The organism is Paenarthrobacter sp. NyZ202 (genome assembly GCF_049860755.1).
Classification (GTDB): Bacteria; Actinomycetota; Actinomycetes; order Actinomycetales; family Micrococcaceae; genus Arthrobacter.
This window is the reverse complement of record NZ_CP187556.1, coordinates 382,177-399,940: the sequence shown is the minus strand read 5'-3', so window position 1 is coordinate 399,940 and position 17,764 is coordinate 382,177. Positions and strand designations below refer to the sequence as shown.

General features: G+C 65.8%; 19 protein-coding genes. 13 read left to right on the top strand and 6 right to left on the bottom strand.

The window, feature by feature from the left end; translation table 11 throughout:
* Positions 1-107: 107 nt before the first annotated feature.
* The gene (locus ACPFL9_RS01975; RefSeq protein ID WP_426005510.1) at positions 108-1,109 is read left to right on the top strand and encodes a LacI family DNA-binding transcriptional regulator; all 1,002 of its coding nucleotides are present in this window, start codon (positions 108-110) and stop codon (positions 1,107-1,109) included.
* On the opposite strand, the gene ACPFL9_RS01970 is transcribed toward ACPFL9_RS01975, so the two are convergent.
* Positions 1,106-1,966: an EamA family transporter gene (locus ACPFL9_RS01970; RefSeq protein WP_426005509.1), complete on the bottom strand. Its 861-nt coding sequence runs from the start codon at positions 1,964-1,966 to the stop codon at positions 1,106-1,108. The two genes, ACPFL9_RS01975 and ACPFL9_RS01970, sit on opposite strands and share 4 nt — an antisense overlap.
* Positions 1,967-2,034: 68 nt before the next feature.
* Between ACPFL9_RS01970 and ACPFL9_RS01965 the strand changes: the two genes are divergently transcribed.
* Entirely contained in the window at positions 2,035-2,916 is an 882-nt protein-coding gene (locus ACPFL9_RS01965) for a LysR family transcriptional regulator (protein ID WP_426005508.1), read from the top strand.
* 19 nt (positions 2,917-2,935) lie between these two features.
* Positions 2,936-4,750, top strand: a complete 1,815-nt coding sequence (locus tag ACPFL9_RS01960) for a thiamine pyrophosphate-requiring protein (RefSeq protein ID WP_426005507.1) — start codon at positions 2,936-2,938, stop codon at positions 4,748-4,750.
* 19 nt (positions 4,751-4,769) lie between these two features.
* Here the strand turns inward: ACPFL9_RS01960 and ACPFL9_RS01955 are convergent, their stop codons facing one another.
* On the bottom strand, positions 4,770-5,525 hold the full coding sequence (locus tag ACPFL9_RS01955; protein ID WP_426005506.1) for a ZIP family metal transporter: 756 nt from the start codon (positions 5,523-5,525) through the stop codon (positions 4,770-4,772).
* A gap of 76 nt (positions 5,526-5,601) precedes the next feature.
* The gene (locus ACPFL9_RS01950; protein ID WP_426005505.1) at positions 5,602-6,636 is read right to left on the bottom strand and encodes an EAL domain-containing protein; all 1,035 of its coding nucleotides are present in this window, start codon (positions 6,634-6,636) and stop codon (positions 5,602-5,604) included.
* A gap of 165 nt (positions 6,637-6,801) precedes the next feature.
* Between ACPFL9_RS01950 and ACPFL9_RS01945 the strand changes: the two genes are divergently transcribed.
* Positions 6,802-7,620, top strand: coding sequence for a CPBP family intramembrane glutamic endopeptidase (locus ACPFL9_RS01945; protein WP_426005504.1), 819 nt, complete (start codon positions 6,802-6,804; stop codon positions 7,618-7,620).
* Here the strand turns inward: ACPFL9_RS01945 and ACPFL9_RS01940 are convergent.
* Positions 7,614-8,192: a MarR family winged helix-turn-helix transcriptional regulator gene (locus tag ACPFL9_RS01940; RefSeq protein ID WP_426005503.1), complete on the bottom strand. Its 579-nt coding sequence runs from the start codon at positions 8,190-8,192 to the stop codon at positions 7,614-7,616. The genes ACPFL9_RS01945 and ACPFL9_RS01940 overlap by 7 nt on opposite strands.
* A gap of 87 nt (positions 8,193-8,279) precedes the next feature.
* Here ACPFL9_RS01940 and idi point away from each other — a divergent pair, with 87 nt between their 5' ends.
* The 6 genes from idi to ACPFL9_RS01910 are packed head-to-tail and all read left to right on the top strand — an operon-like array spanning position 8,280 to position 14,193.
* Positions 8,280-8,846 carry an isopentenyl-diphosphate Delta-isomerase gene (gene idi / locus ACPFL9_RS01935; protein WP_426005502.1) on the top strand — a complete coding sequence of 189 codons (567 nt, stop codon included), beginning with the start codon at positions 8,280-8,282 and terminating at the stop codon, positions 8,844-8,846.
* Positions 8,843-10,006, top strand: a complete 1,164-nt coding sequence (locus tag ACPFL9_RS01930) for a polyprenyl synthetase family protein (RefSeq protein ID WP_426005501.1) — start codon at positions 8,843-8,845, stop codon at positions 10,004-10,006. Before idi ends, ACPFL9_RS01930 begins: the two co-directional genes overlap by 4 nt.
* Positions 10,003-10,908: a phytoene/squalene synthase family protein gene (locus ACPFL9_RS01925; protein ID WP_426005500.1), complete on the top strand. Its 906-nt coding sequence runs from the start codon at positions 10,003-10,005 to the stop codon at positions 10,906-10,908. The genes ACPFL9_RS01930 and ACPFL9_RS01925 overlap by 4 nt, the downstream gene beginning before the upstream one ends.
* A complete protein-coding gene (gene crtI, locus ACPFL9_RS01920) occupies positions 10,905-12,581 on the top strand; it encodes a phytoene desaturase family protein (protein ID WP_426005499.1) in 1,677 nt (558 codons plus the stop codon). Before ACPFL9_RS01925 ends, crtI begins: the two co-directional genes overlap by 4 nt.
* Positions 12,581-12,940 carry a lycopene cyclase domain-containing protein gene (locus tag ACPFL9_RS01915; RefSeq protein WP_426005498.1) on the top strand — a complete coding sequence of 120 codons (360 nt, stop codon included), beginning with the start codon at positions 12,581-12,583 and terminating at the stop codon, positions 12,938-12,940. Before crtI ends, ACPFL9_RS01915 begins: the two co-directional genes overlap by 1 nt.
* Entirely contained in the window at positions 12,937-14,193 is a 1,257-nt protein-coding gene (locus ACPFL9_RS01910) for a prenyltransferase (RefSeq protein ID WP_426005497.1), read from the top strand. Before ACPFL9_RS01915 ends, ACPFL9_RS01910 begins: the two co-directional genes overlap by 4 nt.
* Positions 14,194-14,202: 9 nt before the next feature.
* On the opposite strand, the gene ACPFL9_RS01905 is transcribed toward ACPFL9_RS01910, so the two are convergent.
* Positions 14,203-14,724, bottom strand: coding sequence for a MarR family winged helix-turn-helix transcriptional regulator (locus ACPFL9_RS01905; RefSeq protein WP_426005496.1), 522 nt, complete (start codon positions 14,722-14,724; stop codon positions 14,203-14,205).
* A 113-nt stretch (positions 14,725-14,837) separates the two neighbouring features.
* Between ACPFL9_RS01905 and ACPFL9_RS01900 the strand changes: the two genes are divergently transcribed.
* A complete protein-coding gene (locus ACPFL9_RS01900; RefSeq protein WP_426005495.1) occupies positions 14,838-15,650 on the top strand; it encodes a TspO/MBR family protein in 813 nt (270 codons plus the stop codon).
* Positions 15,651-15,654: 4 nt separating this feature from the next.
* Here the strand turns inward: ACPFL9_RS01900 and ACPFL9_RS01895 are convergent, their stop codons facing one another.
* Positions 15,655-16,917, bottom strand: a complete 1,263-nt coding sequence (locus ACPFL9_RS01895; RefSeq protein WP_426005493.1) for an NAD(P)/FAD-dependent oxidoreductase — start codon at positions 16,915-16,917, stop codon at positions 15,655-15,657.
* A gap of 219 nt (positions 16,918-17,136) precedes the next feature.
* On the opposite strand from ACPFL9_RS01895, the gene ACPFL9_RS01890 reads away from it, so the two are divergent.
* Entirely contained in the window at positions 17,137-17,559 is a 423-nt protein-coding gene (locus tag ACPFL9_RS01890; RefSeq protein WP_426005492.1) for a hypothetical protein, read from the top strand.
* Positions 17,543-17,731 (top strand): YegP family protein, encoded by a 189-nt coding sequence (locus tag ACPFL9_RS01885; RefSeq protein WP_426005491.1) that lies wholly within the window; start codon positions 17,543-17,545, stop codon positions 17,729-17,731. The genes ACPFL9_RS01890 and ACPFL9_RS01885 overlap by 17 nt, the downstream gene beginning before the upstream one ends.
* Positions 17,732-17,764: the final 33 nt, after the last annotated feature.

Below are 17,764 nucleotides of genomic sequence, written 5' to 3'. Positions count from 1 at the left end.
TTTGACTCTTTGGAACTTACTTGGACCGGTCCATAATGGCTGTGACGGACCTCCAGCGTCAAGCCCCTAAGCTTGGTTGCGGAGCGCTGGACGAGAGGAGACACTGCATGCCGGCCGCGAAACCCACCATCCGCGATGTCGCGAGCGCCGCAGGCGTCTCCAAATCCCTGGTGTCCCTGGTCCTCCAGGGATCCGCCAACGTCAGCGAGGGCCGCCGTCGTGCTGTCCTGGAAGCCATGGACCAGCTCGGATACAGGCCGAACCGCCTGGCCCAGCGCCTCTCCGGACCGCGGAGCGGAACCATCGGCGTGATGCTCAACGACATCCGCAACCCCTGGTTTGTGGAACTCCTCGAGGGTCTCACCGCATCGCTGCACGCGGCCGGGATTTCGCCCGTCCTGGCCGACTCCTACACGGACAACCGGGTGGGCCGCAGCTCTGTGGAGACCCTCCTTGAACAACGGATCGATGGCCTGGTGGTGGTGGGAACCACCACGGAGTCGGCGGCCATCGAAAAGGCGGCGCAAAGCATCCCGGTGGTCCTGGCCGGGACGCGCGAACCGATGTTGGACGGCGTCGACATTGTGGTCAATGATGACGACGCCGGCGCGCGGCAAGCAACCGAACACCTCCTCGCGCTGGGGCACCGGCACATCGCGCACCTCCAAGGGCCGGGCGAAGTGGGCAGGCTGCGCCGGTTGTCCTTTGAGCGGACCATGGTGGGTGCCGGATGCAAGCCGGTGGTGCTGACCGGCGGAGTCACCGAGGAAAGTGCCTACGCCGCCGCAAGCCGCTTGCTGGCGGGAACGGAACGTCCCACCGCCATCTTCGCCTACAACGACATCGCCTGCATCGGCGCCCTCTCCGCCGCCGACGATCTTGGCCTCTCCGTTCCCGAAGACCTTTCGCTGGTGGGCTACGACAACACCTACCTGGCCAAGATCCGGCACCTCTCCCTGACCTCGGTGGACAACGGAAACCTCGCCGTGGGCGTCGAAGCAGGAAAGTTCATCCTGGAACGCCTCAGCACCCCGGACCTGCCCGCGCGACTGCACCAGGTTCCGTCGCAGTTGCAGGTGCGGGGCTCATCCGGCGATGCACCGGCCTAACGCGAGCGCCTGAGCAGCAACACCCCCGCGTTCGCAGCCACGATCAGCCCAATGCCCACCCACTGGACGGGCGCCAGCTCCTGGCGCAGCGCGAGCGCTCCGATGATTGCCGCGAACACGGGGTTGATGCTCATCAGGATGCCGAACAGGCTGGCGGGTACCCTGCGCAGCGCGACCAGGTCCGCCACGTACGGCAGCACGGAAGCCAGGATCCCGGCGGCCACCGCACACAGAACCGTAAATCCATCCACGGGCTGGCTCAGGAAAATCACGACGGCGACAGGCAGGAAGAGCGTCGCGGATACTCCCGTGGCGGCAGCTGTGCCTTGGATGCCTTGGGTTCTTTGGCCCACTACGCGGTTGAGGAGGATGTAGGCCGCCCAACTGCACGCAGCCACCAGTCCGAAGCCGATGCCCACGAAGTCCGTGGATGCTTCCGGATTGGTGATGGCCACGACACCCGCCGCAGCAGCCACCGCACAGAGGGCGCTGGTCTTCTGCCGCGAACTGGCCAATGCCACTGCGAGGGGCCCCAGGAATTCCAGCGTGACGGCCAGGCTTAGGCCGATCCGCTGGACTGACGCGTACAGCCCGAGGTTCATGGTGCCGAAGGAAACAGCCAGCAGGAGGACCGGCCACCACTGCCGCCAGGCCAGGTCCCGCAGGCGTGGCCGGACCAAGGGCAAGAGCACGGCCGCAGCCACGAGTTGGCGGACAGCCACCACCCCCACCGGCCCGATGACCGGAAACGCCAGCGAAGCCGTCGCGGCTCCGAGCTGGTTGGAGAGGGCACTGGCCACCAGCGTGGCTGCTCCGCCGGCCTTGCCCGCAGTTGCTGATGGAGTCGTTTCGGTCATGGGGAGAGTCTGCGCGCGGAAGGCCCATCCGCTAAATGCATAAGCCACCCTATTTATACGCTGCATGCATGAATAGGATGGGCCGCATGGATGTGGAACTGCGGCAACTGCGGTGCCTGCTGGCGGTGGTGGATGAAGGCACGTTCACCGACGCTGCGATTGAACTGAGGATGTCCCAGGCAGCAGTCTCCCGGAACATCGCAGCACTTGAGCTGGCTCTGGGGACACAGCTGGTGCGACGGACCACCAGGAGTGCGGGCCTCACGGCAGCCGGCGAGCGGGCGACAGCGACCGCGCGCCGGATCCTCGGCCTGTTGGCGGACCTTGAACGGGACGCCCGCGCCGGCACCGGGAAGATCCGGATCGGCTACGCCTGGTCGGCCCTGGGCGAGCACACCACGGAGTTCCAGAGACTGTGGAAGGGGCGCTTCCCGGACACCGAACTGCAGCTGGTCCGGTCCAACACACCCAGCGGCGGGCTGACCGACGGAACCACTGACATGGCGATCCTTCGGCGCCTGCCACCAGGCGCCGCCGTCGAGCATGTCCTGATAGGTGAGGAGAAGCGCTACTGCGCCATGTCGACTGACGATCCGCTTGCCTCCAAGCGGACAGTCACGTTGGCGCAGATCGCGACGCTGCCTGTGGCCATGGACCAACGCACCGGCAGCACCACACTCGAGTTATGGCCCCCGCAGGGTGGACCCCCCGAGGTGATCCCCATCAACGACACCGACGATTGGCTCACGGTGATCGGCAGCGGTGCGGCACGAGGCATCACCGCCGCCTCCACCGCGCATCAATATCGACGGCGGGGCGTCACCTACCGCCCTGTCCGCGACGCGCCGCCCGTTCCCGTGCATGCGGCCTGGACCGGACGAGACAAGCCCCGGGAGTTGGAGGCGATCATCGAACTGCTGAAGGGTTTGTACTCGCCAGCGGATAGATAAGCATGCTTACCATAGCCTCATGTCGCAGCGAACAGTTTCGGATCTCATGGTGGAACGCCTCACAGCGTGGGGTGTCAACAGGGTCTTCGGATACAGCGGAGACGGCATCAACGGGTTCATGGGGGCCTTGCGCCGTGCCGAGGGTGAAGTGGAGTTCGTCCAGGCCCGGCACGAGGAAGCCGCTGCCTTCATGGCCGTGGGACATGGCAAGTACACGGGCGGTGTGGGCGTCGTGACCTCAACGCAGGGTCCCGGCGCGGTCCACCTGCTCAACGGCCTCTATGACGCCAAAATGGACGGGGTGCCGGTGGTCGCCATCATCGGCCAGCAAAGCCGGACCGTACTGGGCTCTGCCTACATGCAGGAGATAGACCTCCTGACCCTTTTCAAGGACGTTGCCGCGCAGTTCGCCCAGCTGGCCAGCTCCCCCGAGCAAGTGCCCATGCTGATGGACCGGGCTTTCCGCACCGCCCTGGAAACCCGGACACCGTGCGTAGTGATTGTCCCGCACGACGTACAAACCGCCGGCGCACCCGGGCTCGAGCCGGAACACGGCATCGTGGTCACGGCCCCGGTCTGGCATCCGGCCCGCGTGATGCCCCGGGACCAGGAGCTCGACGCCGCAGCCGGGATCCTGTCCCACGGAGAGCGGATTGCCCTGCTGGTCGGCCAGGGCGCCCGCAACGCACGGAAGGAAGTGGTGGATCTTGCGGAGAAGCTCAATGCCGGCATCACCACCAGCCTCCTCGGCAAACCGTATGTGGATGAAACCCTTCCCTTCGCCGCCGGCACCATGGGCCACCTCGGCACCACCGCGAGCGCCTACCTGATGGAAAACTGCGACACCCTGCTGATCGTCGGCTCCAACGACCCCTGGACCGAGTTTTATCCCAAGCCCGGCCAGGCCAGGGCGGTGCAGATCGACATTGACGGCCGCAAGATCGCCAACCGGTACCCGGTGGAGACCGGCTTGGTGGGTGATGCCGCCGAGACGCTGCGGCAGTTGGCGGTCCGGCTCGAAGCCCTGCAACAGGACAAAGAGAGCCAACGCGCCCAGTGGCGTGCCGACGTCGGGCATCAGGTCCGCGCCTGGCGGACCCTGTCGGAAGAACGCGCCGGGATCGCCGCCAGCCCGGTCAACCCGGAACTGGTGGTGCGCGAACTTAACGGCCGGCTTCCGGACAACGCCCAGGTGGCGGTCGACGTCGGAAGTTGCGTTTACTGGTACGCGCGGCAGTTGACCCTCCCCGAGGGAGTTCCGGCGCACCTGAGCGGAACGCTCGCCAGCATGGGCTGCGCCGTCCCCTACGGACTGGCCGCCAAACTCGCCCACCCGGACCGGCCGCTGGTGGCTCTTGCCGGCGATGGCGGCATGCAGATGCTGGGCGTCGCCGAACTGATCACCGTCGCCCACCGCTGGCGCGAATGGGCCGATCCGCGGTTCGTGGTGTGCGTCTTCCACAACCGCGACCTCGCCGAAGTCTCGTGGGAACAGCGCGAAACCGAAGCCGAACCGCGCTTTCCTGCCAGCCAGGTAATCCCCGGCTTCGACTACGCCGGCTATGCGGAACTGCTGGGCCTGAAGGGCCTTCGCGTGGATGACCCAACGAAGCTCGGCGCGGCCTGGGAGGAGGCCCTTGCTGCCGACCGGCCCTCCGTACTGGAAGTACTGACCGACCCCAACGTTCCCCTCCTTCCGCCCTTCCCTGCAGGAGCGCAGAAGCTGGACGACATGCGTTCGGCGCTCGCGGAGGAAGGGGCGGACGGCACCCACGCCCGGAAGCTCCTGGATCTGTACGCGGAGGGCGAGGAACGGCTGCGGAGCCACAGCTGACCGAGGTTGACCGTGGCGGTCAGCCGCCCACGTGGTGCACGGTGAAGGCCGTGAGGAATCCGACGGCGGCTGTCAGGCCGGTGAGGTTGTGGTGCTCTTCAAAGGCCTCGGGAATCATGGTGTCGGCGAGCATCGCGAGGATCCCGCCGGCGGCAATCGCCGTGATGAACGCGATCAGGGCATCGGGAGCGCTTTCCAGGGCTGTGTAGCCAACCAGTGAGGCAAGCCCGCTGAACACCGCGATTCCGCCCCAGGTACCGAAGACGTAGGCAGGGCTTCGCCCCGCCTTCTTCATCCCTGCTGTACTGGACAGGCCTTCCGGGACGTTGGAGATGAAGACTGCGGCCAGCATGGCGGGACTGACCGTACCGGATGCCAGCAACCCGACACCCAGCACCACGGACTCCGGGACGCCGTCGATCAACGCTCCAACGGCGATCGCCGTGCCGCTGCCCGGCGAATCCTTTTCCGACGGCTGGCGACCGCCCGAACGCTTCCGGTGCCTGGCCCCCGCCTTGGCCAGCAGCACGTTGGAGCCTACGAAAATCAGGGCGCCCACCAGGAAACCGGCCACGGTGGGCACCAGCCCACCGCCTTCCACTGCCTCGTCCACCAGTTCAAAGGCGAGCGCAGAGATCAGCACCCCTGCGCCAAAGGCCATGATGGTGGAGACGACTTTGCCCGGCACTTTCCAGATCCAGGCAACCGCGGCACCCAGGACCAACGCCCCGCCTGCCACCGTTCCCCACATCAGCGCCTGCAGCCACATCGGCATGGTTTCCAGCCTCCCGTTTCAGATCAACCAGAGTATGGTAAGCACACTTACAACCACTGGGCCGCGGGAACCACCGTTATTGGGCCGGCTGAGCCTGCGCCTTGATGCTCCAGGCAGACCAATCCAGGGGGTGCACTGACGGCCGGCCCAGGAGGTAACCCTGCGCAGCCGTGATGTCCAAGGCTGTCACTTCGTCCAGTTCCTCCGGGGTTTCCACGCCCTCGGCCACCACGAAGGCCCCAAGTTCACGCGCAAGCTCCGCCACAGCGCGGGCACGGAGCTTCTGGCCGTCGCTGGACCCGATGCCTTCGATCAGATGGCGGTCCAGCTTGATGATGTCCGGGTTGAGCTCTTCAAGCCTGTCCATGGACACGTACCCGGCCCCGGAAGCGCTGACGGCGATCCGAAGACCCAGCCGCCGCAGGGGTCCCAGGCCGTCACTGGAATGGACTCCCGCTCCGGCCAGGCTGCCGTTCAATTCGATGATGATCCGTTCAGGTGCCAGTGGCGACGCTGCCAGCAGGTTGCGCACCCGGGGATCCCTGGAGGTTGCGGGGGTGAGGTTGAGCGCTACGGCAATGTCCTCGGGAACGTCCTTGGCGGCTGTCAGGGCACACAGCAGTGCGGCAATCTCGAGTTCCGTGCCGAGTCCCGCCTCCTCGGCCTCGCGGAACCAGACATCCGCTCCTGCACCATCCACACCCACGAACCTGGTCAGCGCTTCCACACCCACCACCTCGCCCCCGGGGAGGGCATGGACCGGCTGGAATGCCGTCAGGAGGAGCTTGTCCTTCAGGATGGCCTGGATGTCCTCACGAACAGCATGGCTCACGGGAACAGCCACGGTTTGGGCGTTGTCGGAGGACTCCAGGTGGAGGTTAGCGGACGCCTGTTCCACCGGCACCTCGCGCTCAGCCTCGGCTACCTCGCGCGTTTCGATCAGATGCTCCAGGAGGGCGGCCTCGGGATTGCCCGGATGGGCTTCCACGAGACGGCGGAGTTTGTTCCGCGACTCTTCGCCACGGGGTTCGGTGTCCGCAAGGATGGCACCAATAATTTCCACCACTTGCCCGCGCATGGTCAGTTCGTCAGAGCCCGCTTCTTGAGCCATTGATTATTCCTTTGTGTGTGTCCCCCGCTGGCAAGAGCCAGACCTGACCCGAGGCATGTGCGCCGGGTCACGAATCTCCTGTCCCGAATCTTACAGATGAATCGCCCCGGACCTGTATGGCCGGAAACACTGCACTACGGCGGCCCGCACTGACATGCTGGGAGGGTGACACCAACCGCAACGGGAACGCCGCGCACTGCACTGGGCTGGAAGCTGCTTCCGGCTTCCCTGCTGTCCCTGTCAGCGCCACCACTTTTCGCCTTCGGAAATGATGCCCTGGGCTACAGCCTGCTGGCCGCAAGCGTGGCAACGGCGGCCGTGGTGGACCGTACCCTCCTGCGTCATCTGGCGATCATTGCCGCCGGCCTGGTGATCATCAGCCTGGTGCCGTTGCACGCCGACTTGAGCATCAGCCACATGGCGCTCATGGGCACCGCCCTGACTTTGGCGGTACTGGTTCCGTGGGTCATATCGCGCTATGCCTACCGGGAGGACATCATCCGCTTCCCGGTCAATACCGGGCGCAAGTGGCCGCTGGCCGCCAAACTGTACCTGGTCGGAGTCATTGCGCTCGGATACTTCATCCTGCCCGCGTACCTGATCCGGACCGGCGTCTACCGGAACTGGCCCGACGCCTCGGACCCGGAGATCTTCTGGCGGCTGTTCCTTGGCGTGAATACCGTAGGCATCTGGGACGAGCTGTTCTTCATCTGCACCACGTTCACTCTGCTGCGCCGCCATTTTCCGGACTGGCTGGCCAACCTGCTCCAGGCCGTGGTCTTCTCGTCATTTCTGTGGGAGATCGGCTACCAGGCGTGGGGGCCGCTGTTGACCTTTCCCTTTGCGCTGCTGCAGGGCTACACCTTCAAGCTGACCAAGTCCTTCACGTATGTGGTGTCCGTCCACCTGTTGTTCGACTTCGTCCTGTTCCTGGCCCTCGTCCACGCCCACAACCGGGAGTGGCTGCCCATCTTCCTCTACTGATGCTCCCCTTGCGCCCAGGGGTCGTTTCCAACGCCGAGTTCGTCGGCCATGTCTTCCAGGAACCGGATTACCGTGGCGCGCTCGGATGGAGAGAGCCGGGCCGCCGCCAGGAAACGCCTGGCCTGCTTGAGGCCCACGGTCCGCATGGCGGCTTCATGAGTCTCGGGCGTGATGGAGATGGCAAGCGCACGCCGGTCGGAAGGATGCGCCTCGCGGACGATATGGCCTGCGCGTTCCAGGCGGTCCAGCAGCTTGGTGGTGGACGCTGTGGAAATGTGCAGGTGGGCGGCTATGGCGCCGGGAGTTGCGATGACTCCGCTGTTGGCACTGACGATCAGGTAATGAAGCGCCCGCATGTCCGACTGGTTGAGCTTCATGTACTTCATGGAGGCTTCCGAGAGCCGCTGCTCGGCGTCGCGAAGCCGTCCCAAGGCAGCAATCACCTGGTTGATCTGCTGGATGTCGGCGTCCGTAAGGCGGGCACGGTCCACCAGTTCACGGCCGGGGTCGTTGGCGTCCAAGTGATAGATCGCAGAAGAAACGGTGGCGTCAATTTCTTCCGGGTTGGACATGAAAGTATGTTACACCGAACTTCCTACATGGTAGTCTTCTTTCTAGCTTGTCTAGCAATATTGGTGTTGGAAGAAGGGCGCGGCAGGATGAATACAAAAGAAATGGTGGTTCTCCTCGATGACGCCGGGGCTCCGATCGGCCAAGCTCCCAAGGCGGGCGTCCACACGTACCAGACTCCCCTCCACCTCGCTTTTTCCTGCTACCTCTTCAACGGCGCCGGCGAGATCCTGCTGACCCGCCGCTCGCCGGAGAAGAAGACGTGGCCAGGTGTCTGGACCAACAGTTTCTGCGGCCACCCTGCTCCCGGGGAAGCTTTCGAAGACGCCATTCTTCGGCGGGCGCACTTCGAACTCGGTGTCGAAGCCAAGAAGGTGGAGGTGGCTCTGCCGGACTTCAGGTACCGGGCGGTCGACCCCTCCGGAATCGTTGAAAACGAGGTCTGCCCGGTGTACGTCGCGCGCATGAGCGGACCAGTCAACCCCAACCCGCTGGAAGTCGCAGACCACGTGTGGGTCAGCCCAAGCCTCCTGGCCGAGTCCCTCGAGCGGACCCCCTCCCTCTTCAGCCCGTGGATGGGCCTCCAGTACCCGCAATTGCTGGAGGTAAAGGAAATCAAGGAACTCCAGGGACTGTCGATTGGAGCCGGGGCATGACCGTCACCTCCAGCGCAGTCAGGGGCCGGACACGGCTGTGCGATGCGATCGAGCATGAACTCAACGGCATGATTTCCGCGCGGACCCGCGCCGCTGCGGACTATGGCACCGAATTCACCAGGCTCTGGACCCTGGCCGGCCGGAACGTCCTCGGCGGGAAATTCGTACGCCCGCTCCTGCTCATGGAGACCTACGATGCCTTGCAGCCAGCGGACCTGCACCCCGGCGGCAGGCGCCAAACCGCCATCAGTATCGCGGCCGCCGTCGAACTTCTCCACTACGCTTTCCTCCTCCATGACGACGTGATCGACGGCGACCTGGTCCGGCGCGGCAAGCCCAACCTCATCGGTTCGCTCCTGGCCGAGGTTGATCATCTGCCGGGTGCGGATCAACTCGCCGGCCCGGACCACCCTGGCAGTGCCCACCTCCCCGCCCGCTCCATCACCAAGCACGGCCATGCGGCCCTGCACTGGGCCCAGACCGGCGGGATCCTCATGGGGGATTTGCTCCTGGCGGGCACACACCAGGCGTTCGCCCGGGCGGACCTGCCGCACCCCGTCCGAGTGCGCCTCCTGGACCTGCTGGAACACACCATCCACGAAACAGTTGCCGGCGAGCAGTTGGACGTCGGGCTGGGCGACGGCGTGGTTTCCCCGGACCTGGAAACCATCCTGAGAATGTGCGGCTACAAAACCGCCACCTACACATTCGAACTCCCCCTGCGCGCCGCTGCCGCCCTGGCCGGGGCGGAGCAGCCGGTGGAAACTGCGCTGGCAACCGCGGGCCGGCATCTGGGACTGGCGTTCCAGCTCCAGGACGATCTCCTCTCCACCTTCGGGGATCCCAGCCGCCACGGGAAGGACCCCTTCTCCGACCTGCGCGAAGGCAAGCAGACCGCCATCATCGCCTACGCCAGGATGACCAGCGTCTGGGCGGGCATCGAGCCATGGTTCGGGCGGGCCGAGCTGGCCCTGGAGGACGGCGAGCATGTCCGCCGCCAGCTTTCGGACTGCGGCGCGGAAGCGTTCGTGCAGGGCCTCATTGACCAACAGATGCAGGCCTTCCACGACCTGCTGAACAGCGCAACCACCGTGATCCCGCAGAACGCACGCAACGTCCTGGCCGATTTGGCCGGCCACCTGGAAGGACGGCAGTCTTGAGCACCATGGTTGACACCTCGTTCTCCCATTTCACCCGCACGGCCGAACGTGCCGCCAACCAGGTCATCGCGGCCTACTCCACGTCATTCGGGCTGGCATGCCGGCTCCTGGGGCCCCGGCACCGCCAGCACGTCCGCAACATCTACGCCCTGGTCCGGGTGGCCGACGAACTGGTGGATGGTGTCACGGCAGAGGCCGGCCTGAGCCACGAGCAGCAGAGCGAAGCGCTGGACCATTTCATTGACGAAACCCACCGCGCCCTGGCCATCGGCTACAGCAGCGACCTCATCATCCACGCCTTCGCCCAGACAGCCCGGGCAGCCGGAATCGACCAGTCACTGACCACGCCGTTCTTCGACTCCATGCGTACGGACCTTGGCGGGCGGACCGCGTCCACCGGAGCGCCGCTCCGATTCGATGCCGCAGCCCACCAGGGCTACGTGTACGGCTCCGCGGAGGTCGTGGGGCTGATGTGCCTGCGGGTGTTCATCCGCGGGCACAACATCGACGACGGCGATGCCGCGGCCCTGCAGTACGGCGCCAGCCGGTTGGGGGCTGCTTTCCAGAACATCAACTTCCTCCGCGACCTCTCCGACGACACTGTCCGCCTGGGCCGCAACTACCTCGGCACCGCCGACCACCTTGAGGACGAGGACCGGATGGAGTGGGTCACAACCATCCGTTCCCAACTGGCCGATGCCAGGGCTGTCATCCCGCTCCTGCCCCACGACGCCCGGGCGGCCGTCCGCAGCGCCCTGGAACTGTTCGCGGCACTGACCCGGCGCATCGAGCACAGCAGCGTCGATGAGCTTTACCAGGCCCGCGTCCGCGTGCCGGACGTGTTCAAGGCCGGGCTCGCCGCCCGGGCCGTGGCTGCCACGTGGCTGGAGCCCCGGGGATGACCCGGGCAGCGCGGGCGACCCGGACAGTAGTGATCGGCGGTGGCATCGCTGGGCTTGCCACCGCCGCACTTCTTGCGCGCGAAGGCCATGAAGTCCAGCTCCTGGAACGCCTGGACCAGGTGGGCGGCCGGGCGGGCTCGCTGCACCGGCAGGGCTTCCGCTTCGACACGGGACCGTCCTGGTACCTGATGCCCAACGTCTTTGACCACTTCTTTCAACTGTTGGGCACCAGCGCTGAAGAGCAACTTGACCTACGGACCTTGAGCCCGGCCTACCGCGTCTTCAGCGAACCAGGGAACGACGGCGGCAGGAAGGAACCGCTGACCATCCCCTTGGGCACCGATCACGTCATGCGGATGTTCGAGCAGGTGGAGCCCGGGAGTTCCGGGCGCCTTGCCCACTACCTTGCCTCCGCCCGGAATACCTCGGACATGGCGGAACGGTTCTTCCTCTACAACCCCTTCACCCGGCTCCAGTCGCTGCTTCACCCCGAAATCCTTAGGGGACTCCCGGAGCTTGCCCGTCTGCTGGCCACTCCCCTGGAACGGTTCGTGGCCCAACGGTTCGAACATCCCGTGCTGCGCCAGGTCCTTGGCTACCCCGCAGTGTTCCTGGGCACCAATCCCGCCGATGCCCCGGCCATGTACCACTTAATGAGCGCCATGGACCTCGGCGACGGCGTGCAGTACCCCATGGGCGGGTTCCGGCACCTGGTGGAGCGGCTGGAAGCCCTGGCCCTCGACGCCGGCGTCCGTATACACACCCGGGCCGAGGCATTCCACATCGAAACCCGCGAAGTACCCCGGCCAGGCGGCAAGGGACATTTGGGCGGCCTGGGCCGCCGTCGTATTCTCCCCCGGCGGGACCGCGAGGTCACCGGCGTCAAATGGCGCGACGGGTACGGTGCAGAACACTTCAGTGTGGCTGACCTGGTGGTCTCCGGCGCCGACCTCCACCACACTGAAACCGCGCTCCTGGGCAAAACCGACCGCAGCTACCCGCAGCCCTGGTGGCAACGACGCACCAGCGGGCCCGGCGCCGTGCTGGTCATGCTGGGTGTGCGGGGAACGCTGCCGCAGCTGCCCCACCACTCGCTGTTTTTCACCAGCGACTGGGACGCCAACTTCGCCGCGATCTTCGGTGACCGGCCAGCCATCCCCGATCCCGCCTCGATCTACGTCTGCAAACCCAGCGCCACCGACCCGGGAGTCGCACCGCAGGACCACGAGAACCTCTTCGTCCTGGTACCCATCCCGGCCAACCCCGCCCTCGGTTCCGGAGGGCCGGAGGGCAGCGGCGACCCCCTGATCGAACAGGCCGCCGACGCCGCCATCGACCAGATAGCGGCGTGGGCGGACATCCCCGATCTCCGCGAACGCATCGTAGTACGGCACACCACAGGTCCCGGCGACTTCCTCCGCGACTACAATTCCTGGCGCGGCGGCATGCTGGGTCCGGCGCACACCCTGGGCCAAAGCGCGATGTTCCGGGCGCAGAATGCCTCCCGGAAAGTCCGGGGCCTCTACTACGCCGGGGCCACCACGGCACCGGGCGTGGGCGTACCCATGTGCCTCATCAGCGCCGAGCTGGTGTTGAAGAGGATCCGTGGGGACCACAGCGCCGGCCCCACCCAAGCCAGGCGGACTGTACCCTTGCCACGGAAAGTTGGCTGATGGGCTTCGTCTACCTCGCTTCCCTGCTGGCCGGAATCGGCTGCATGCTGCTGCTGGACCACCGTTTCAGGTTGTTCTTCTGGCGTGACGCGCGCGCGGCATCCATCGTGACCGCCGTGGGCGTCCTTTTCCTGCTGGCCTGGGACCTTGCCGGGATCGGGCTGGGCATCTTCCTCCGCGGTGAAGGGGCGATTGCCACCGGGGTGCTCCTGGCCCCGGAGCTTCCCCTGGAGGAGCCCGTCTTCCTCACCTTCCTGGTCCTGTGCACCATGATTCTTTATACCGGCGCCGCACGGCTCCTCGCGGCCAGGCAGGCCAGGCCGGCCAGGAGCCGTGAGCAGGAACGGGAGAACGCATGACGTACCTGTGGCTTGCGCTCGCCTTCATCGCCGCGGCAGCGACGGCGGGCGTACTGTTGACGCGCAACGCCACTGGTGGACGCCTTGCCACCGATGGACAGCGCGGCGGGCAGCATGCAGGGAACGCGGGAAGGCATTGGAAGGCGGCCGGTCTGGCCTTCGCTGCCCTGGTGGTCCTGACGGCGGTGTTCGACAGCATCATGATCGGGATGGAACTCTTCCACTACGACCCCGGCCACATCCTGGGGTTAAGGATCGGGCTGGCTCCGGTGGAGGATTTCGCCTATCCGTTGGCGGCGGCCCTGGCCCTCCCCGGGCTCTGGATCTGGCTGACCCGCAAACGCCAGGGAACGTCCACGGTTGAAGACGCTTCCGGCAGCCCGCGCAAAGGCCTCATTTCCCAGGCCTTCCTGGCCTCCCGTCCGGTCAGCTGGATCAACACGGCGTATCCCTTCGCGGCCGCCATGCTCCTGACCACCCGGGAGATTGACTGGGTGCTGGTAGCAGGAACCCTCTACTTCCTGGTTCCCTACAACCTGGCCATGTACGGGATCAACGACGTCTTCGATTACGCCTCCGACCTCAAGAACCCCCGCAAGGGCGGCATTGAGGGGGCGCTCCTTGAGCCCCGGCTGCACCGGCCCATGCTGTGGCTCGCCGCCGTGACCAACCTTCCGTTCCTTCTGGTGCTGGGATTCGCGGGCGGACCCGCAACCTGGCTGGCCCTGGCCGTCAGCGCCTTCGCGGTGGTGGCCTATTCTGCCGCCGGGCTGCGCTTCAAGGAACGTCCCGTGCTGGATTCCATGACTTCCAGCACCCACTTCGTCAGTCCCGCGGTGGTGGGCCTGACCTTGTCGGGAGCCACCATGACGCCGGGCCTGGTGGTCCTGCTGGCCGCATTCTTCATGTGGGGCATGGCAGCGCACGCCTTCGGTGCGGTCCAGGACATCGAACCCGACCGGCAGGCGGACATTGCCTCCATAGCAACAGTCTTCGGGGCCCGCCGCACGGTGCGGACCGCCGTCGTACTGTGGCTCCTTGCCGGACTGGCGATGCTGGCTACACCGTGGCCCGGGCCGCTGGCGGCCGTCATCGCCCTGCCGTACATCCTCAACTGTGCGCCGTGGTGGAACGTCACGGACTCGACGGCGGCACGCACCAATGTGGCGTGGCGCCGGTTTATCTGGCTCAATTACGGTTCAGGTTTCCTGGTCACGCTGATCCTCATCCTGCAATGGAATACGGTCCCGTGACCGGCGCGCCTAATGCCCGGGGTGCCCTTCGCCGGGTTCATCGACCGTGTCCAGGGCTTGGCTCATCCGTTGCAGGAAGTCCACCACAACCTTCGAGTCCTCCGGGGTCAACGAGCTTGCGACGTCCAGCATCCGGCGGTGCATGGCGCCAAGCGTATGGCGCACTTCTTCATCCGAGGCGGGTGTCGGCCGCACGATCAGGGCCCGCCGGTCGGTGGGATGCGGTTCCCTCCGAAGATGTCCGGACGCCACCAGCCGATCGATCAAGGTGGTCATGGAGGCCGAGGTTATGCCCAGCCGCTCGCCCAGGTCCTTGGGCTTCATCACCCGGCCATCGGCTTCGGCTTCAAAGAGGTACCGCAGGGCCAGCAGGTCCTTTTCTCCCATCAGCATGGAAGAGCGGGTGCGGCGGCGCATGGCCTGCTCTGAGGTCCGGTAGTCCCGGAGCGCATTCAGGACACCAACGGCAATCTCCTTTTGGCCCGGGTCCTTCCCGTACCAGTAGCCCTTCGCGTGCGCGTCCGCGTTCATGCATGATCCTTCAAAGAAGCTTAAAGCTCGTTTACCTAGCAATTGATAGTAAGTCACCAATCGTGGCAAACGCATAGACCGCAGGCAATCCCACCAGGAAAGAGGCTCGGCTCATGGCAATCACAAGGTCGGACACCGCCCGGCAGATCACGGTAACAGTGAGCCTGGCGGTGTGCATGGTGGGCTCCATGATCGGGGTCGGGGTGTTTGGCGGGACGCCCATAGCTCAAGCCGCAGGCGGTGCCCTGGCCGCGGATTCAACGCTCCTGGCCCCGGCCACGCCCGCATTCTCCATTTGGTCCGTGGTGTACACGGGCCTTGCCGCGTACACCGTGTGGCAGTGGCTTCCTTCGCAGCGGACCAACCCACGGCAGCGGGCACTTGGCTGGCTGGTGGCCTTGTCCATGATCCTCAACGCCGCCTGGATCCTCTCCGTCCAGGCGGGATGGCTGGCCGCCAGCGTGCTGGTGATCGTTGGATTGTTGGCAGTCTTGGCGGGGTGCTTCCTCCGCTACAGCCGGAGCCGCCCGTCGTCCCCGGCGGAAGCCGTGGTGGTGGATGGCACCCTGGGGCTCTACCTGGGCTGGACCAGCGTGGCCGTGTGCGCCAACATTGCCGCCGCCCTGAAGGCCGCGGGTTTCTCCGGTTTCGGGTGGCGGCCGGAAGTATGGTCCATTGCCGTGCTGGTGGTGGTCGCCGCCGTCGGGATTGCCTTGGCAGTCAAGGGCCAAGGGCGGCTGGCCCTGGCTGCAGCCATCGCGTGGGGCCTGCTCTGGATCACCGTGGGGCGCAGCGCAGACGCGCCTGAATCGTTCCCGACCGCGATAGCCTCGGCCGCAGCGGCCGCCGTGGTTCTCGGAGCCGCCATCCTGGTCCGTACCCGCGTGGCCCTGGCAACCGCCCCGGTCCGCAGCCGGAGGGCCTGACGTCCTAGGGTTTGGGTTCCTTCCGGTCCACGGGCCCGCTGACCACTACCTGGGCAGGGCTGTGCAGGAGGTATCCGTTGAGCCAGGAGAACAACGCCCTGACTTTCTGCTGGGTCCCGGAGAGAAGCGCCAGGTGCACCAGCAGCCACGACACAAAGGCGAACGGCCCCTGCAGCTGGATGCGCTGCCGACCGATTTCCGCCACGGCTGCACCGCGCCCCACCATGGCCATGTACCCCTTGTCCACGTAGTCAAAGGGCCTGCGGGTGCCTCCGGTGAGGTCGGCCAGGATGTTGCCGGCCGCCCATTTGCCGGCTTGCTGGGCCACTGACCCCAGCTGCGGCAATTTGGTTCCCTTGGAATCGGTAATGTTGGCGGCGTCGCCCAAGACGTAGACTCCGGAGGCGTTGGGGGCGGTCAGGTCGGGCAGCACGTCCACGCGGCCCCCGCGCCCCAGCGGCAGCCCGGAGTTGGCTACCACCGCGCCGGCCTTCAGCCCGCCTGCCCACACCACGATCTGTGCCGGGATGCGGCTGCCGTCGGCCAGCGTCACGCCGTCCGGACGGACATCGGTGACTCCTACGCCCATGTGGAGCTGCACCCCTACTTTCGTGAGGTGCGCGGTGGCGTATTTCTGCGACTTTTCAGAAAACGCGGCCAGGACGGTGGGAACCATGTCCACCAGGTGCACCCGGCACCGCGAAGCAAGGTCCTTGGAGAAGTACTTGCCCACCACGTACTTGACGTTTTCGGCCATCGCCCCTGCAGTTTCCACGCCAGTGGGGCCTCCGCCCACCACCACCACGTCAACGTCGGCCTCGGGATTCTTGTCCGCCTCATCAAGCAGCCGGGTCAGGCCCGTTCCAAGTTTGGTGGCATCAGTGACCGAGTACAGCGGATAGGCGTGTTCCTCCGCGCCGGGGGTGTTGAAGAAGTTGGGTACGGCGCCCAAGGCGAGGACCAGGCTCTCTCCCCGGAAAGTGTCGCCGTCGCTGGTCGTGACCGATTTCGCGGCGACGTCCACCGTTTCCACGTGCGCGGTGACCACCCTGACTGTCTTAAGGCGCCGAAAAACGGAGCGCAGTGGCCGGGCAATGGCGGACACGCCGATTTGGGACGTCGCCACCTGGTAGAGCAGGGGCTGGAACTGGTGGTAGTTGTTGGAGTCGATCAGCAGGACGCGCACGCCCTTGCGGCCCAGCTTCCTGGCCGCTGCAACGCCGGCGAACCCGGCCCCGGCAATGATGACCTGATAGGTGTCGTCCATGCGAGCAACTTACTGCACGAGGGCGCCGTGTAACAGGCCCCCCGGGTTTCCCGCCCACAGGAACCAACCGAACGCTGACTCCCACTTATTACGCTTTGAACTGGGAAAACGTTGGAGATACTCCCGGCGTAATGATTGACATGGCGTAACTCACATTCTGTAAGCTAATTTCAAAGTCACGCAGCCGGCTTCCTTCGCTCTACTTCCGGGGAGGTCCGAATGGCCCCCAATTCCCTCAAATCAACGTACTCCCACGCAGTGGCACCATTCGCTGCACCTGTTGCTCGACGGGGAGCAACCAGGCCGCACGATCTGCCCAACAAACCCGATGCCCTGCTCGGAGCAATGGCAGTCAGGCAACTCTTCCGGCGATGGCCGCTGGTTCCCACCCGGGAACTGGAACGGATCCGCCACGTCCTGGTCCATTGCGACCAACTTGGCTCGCCGGAAGCACATCATCTGTCCGAACCCGCCCAAGCCCTCCTGGACCTGATCACGGGCGAACTTGAGCGACGCCGGGAGGCCGCCAAGGCAGCCCACCCGGCGAGCGGACCAGCACGTAAACCGGCAAAGACGCCGGCAAACCCGGCGGCGCAACCCGCTGTCGGTGAAAGGAGCCACCCTCATGGCAGGCCACTTTGAACTCGTCGACGCCGCAGGCGGGGATTGCCGCGTACGCCTGGTAGACGCCGACGGCCAGGAGTTGGCGCTGTCCATGTGCTTCCAGGACAAGGCAGAGGCCGCCAAGGGCATCTTCTCGCTGCGGGAAATCGCAGCGAGCGGCCTTATCGAGGACCACACCTCACCGCACTAAGGAAGGTGTGGCCGGGTGCAACAGAGCCTGTTT

Coding starts and splice junctions, on each gene's coding strand:
- ACPFL9_RS01895 (WP_426005493.1), bottom strand. CDS start 16,917: ATGGACGACACCTATCAGGTCATCATTGCCGGGGCCGGGTTCGCCGGC.
- ACPFL9_RS01965 (WP_426005508.1), top strand. CDS start 2,035: ATGAATAGGATGGGCCGCATGGATGTGGAACTGCGGCAACTGCGGTGC.
- ACPFL9_RS01960 (WP_426005507.1), top strand. CDS start 2,936: ATGTCGCAGCGAACAGTTTCGGATCTCATGGTGGAACGCCTCACAGCG.
- ACPFL9_RS01915 (WP_426005498.1), top strand. CDS start 12,581: ATGGGCTTCGTCTACCTCGCTTCCCTGCTGGCCGGAATCGGCTGCATG.
- ACPFL9_RS01930 (WP_426005501.1), top strand. CDS start 8,843: ATGACCGTCACCTCCAGCGCAGTCAGGGGCCGGACACGGCTGTGCGAT.
- ACPFL9_RS01940 (WP_426005503.1), bottom strand. CDS start 8,192: ATGTCCAACCCGGAAGAAATTGACGCCACCGTTTCTTCTGCGATCTAT.
- ACPFL9_RS01905 (WP_426005496.1), bottom strand. CDS start 14,724: ATGAACGCGGACGCGCACGCGAAGGGCTACTGGTACGGGAAGGACCCG.
- ACPFL9_RS01900 (WP_426005495.1), top strand. CDS start 14,838: ATGGCAATCACAAGGTCGGACACCGCCCGGCAGATCACGGTAACAGTG.
- ACPFL9_RS01910 (WP_426005497.1), top strand. CDS start 12,937: ATGACGTACCTGTGGCTTGCGCTCGCCTTCATCGCCGCGGCAGCGACG.
- ACPFL9_RS01885 (WP_426005491.1), top strand. CDS start 17,543: ATGGCAGGCCACTTTGAACTCGTCGACGCCGCAGGCGGGGATTGCCGC.
- ACPFL9_RS01975 (WP_426005510.1), top strand. CDS start 108: ATGCCGGCCGCGAAACCCACCATCCGCGATGTCGCGAGCGCCGCAGGC.
- ACPFL9_RS01890 (WP_426005492.1), top strand. CDS start 17,137: ATGGCCCCCAATTCCCTCAAATCAACGTACTCCCACGCAGTGGCACCA.
- ACPFL9_RS01955 (WP_426005506.1), bottom strand. CDS start 5,525: ATGCCGATGTGGCTGCAGGCGCTGATGTGGGGAACGGTGGCAGGCGGG.
- crtI (WP_426005499.1), top strand. CDS start 10,905: ATGACCCGGGCAGCGCGGGCGACCCGGACAGTAGTGATCGGCGGTGGC.
- ACPFL9_RS01970 (WP_426005509.1), bottom strand. CDS start 1,966: ATGACCGAAACGACTCCATCAGCAACTGCGGGCAAGGCCGGCGGAGCA.
- idi (WP_426005502.1), top strand. CDS start 8,280: ATGAATACAAAAGAAATGGTGGTTCTCCTCGATGACGCCGGGGCTCCG.
- ACPFL9_RS01950 (WP_426005505.1), bottom strand. CDS start 6,636: ATGGCTCAAGAAGCGGGCTCTGACGAACTGACCATGCGCGGGCAAGTG.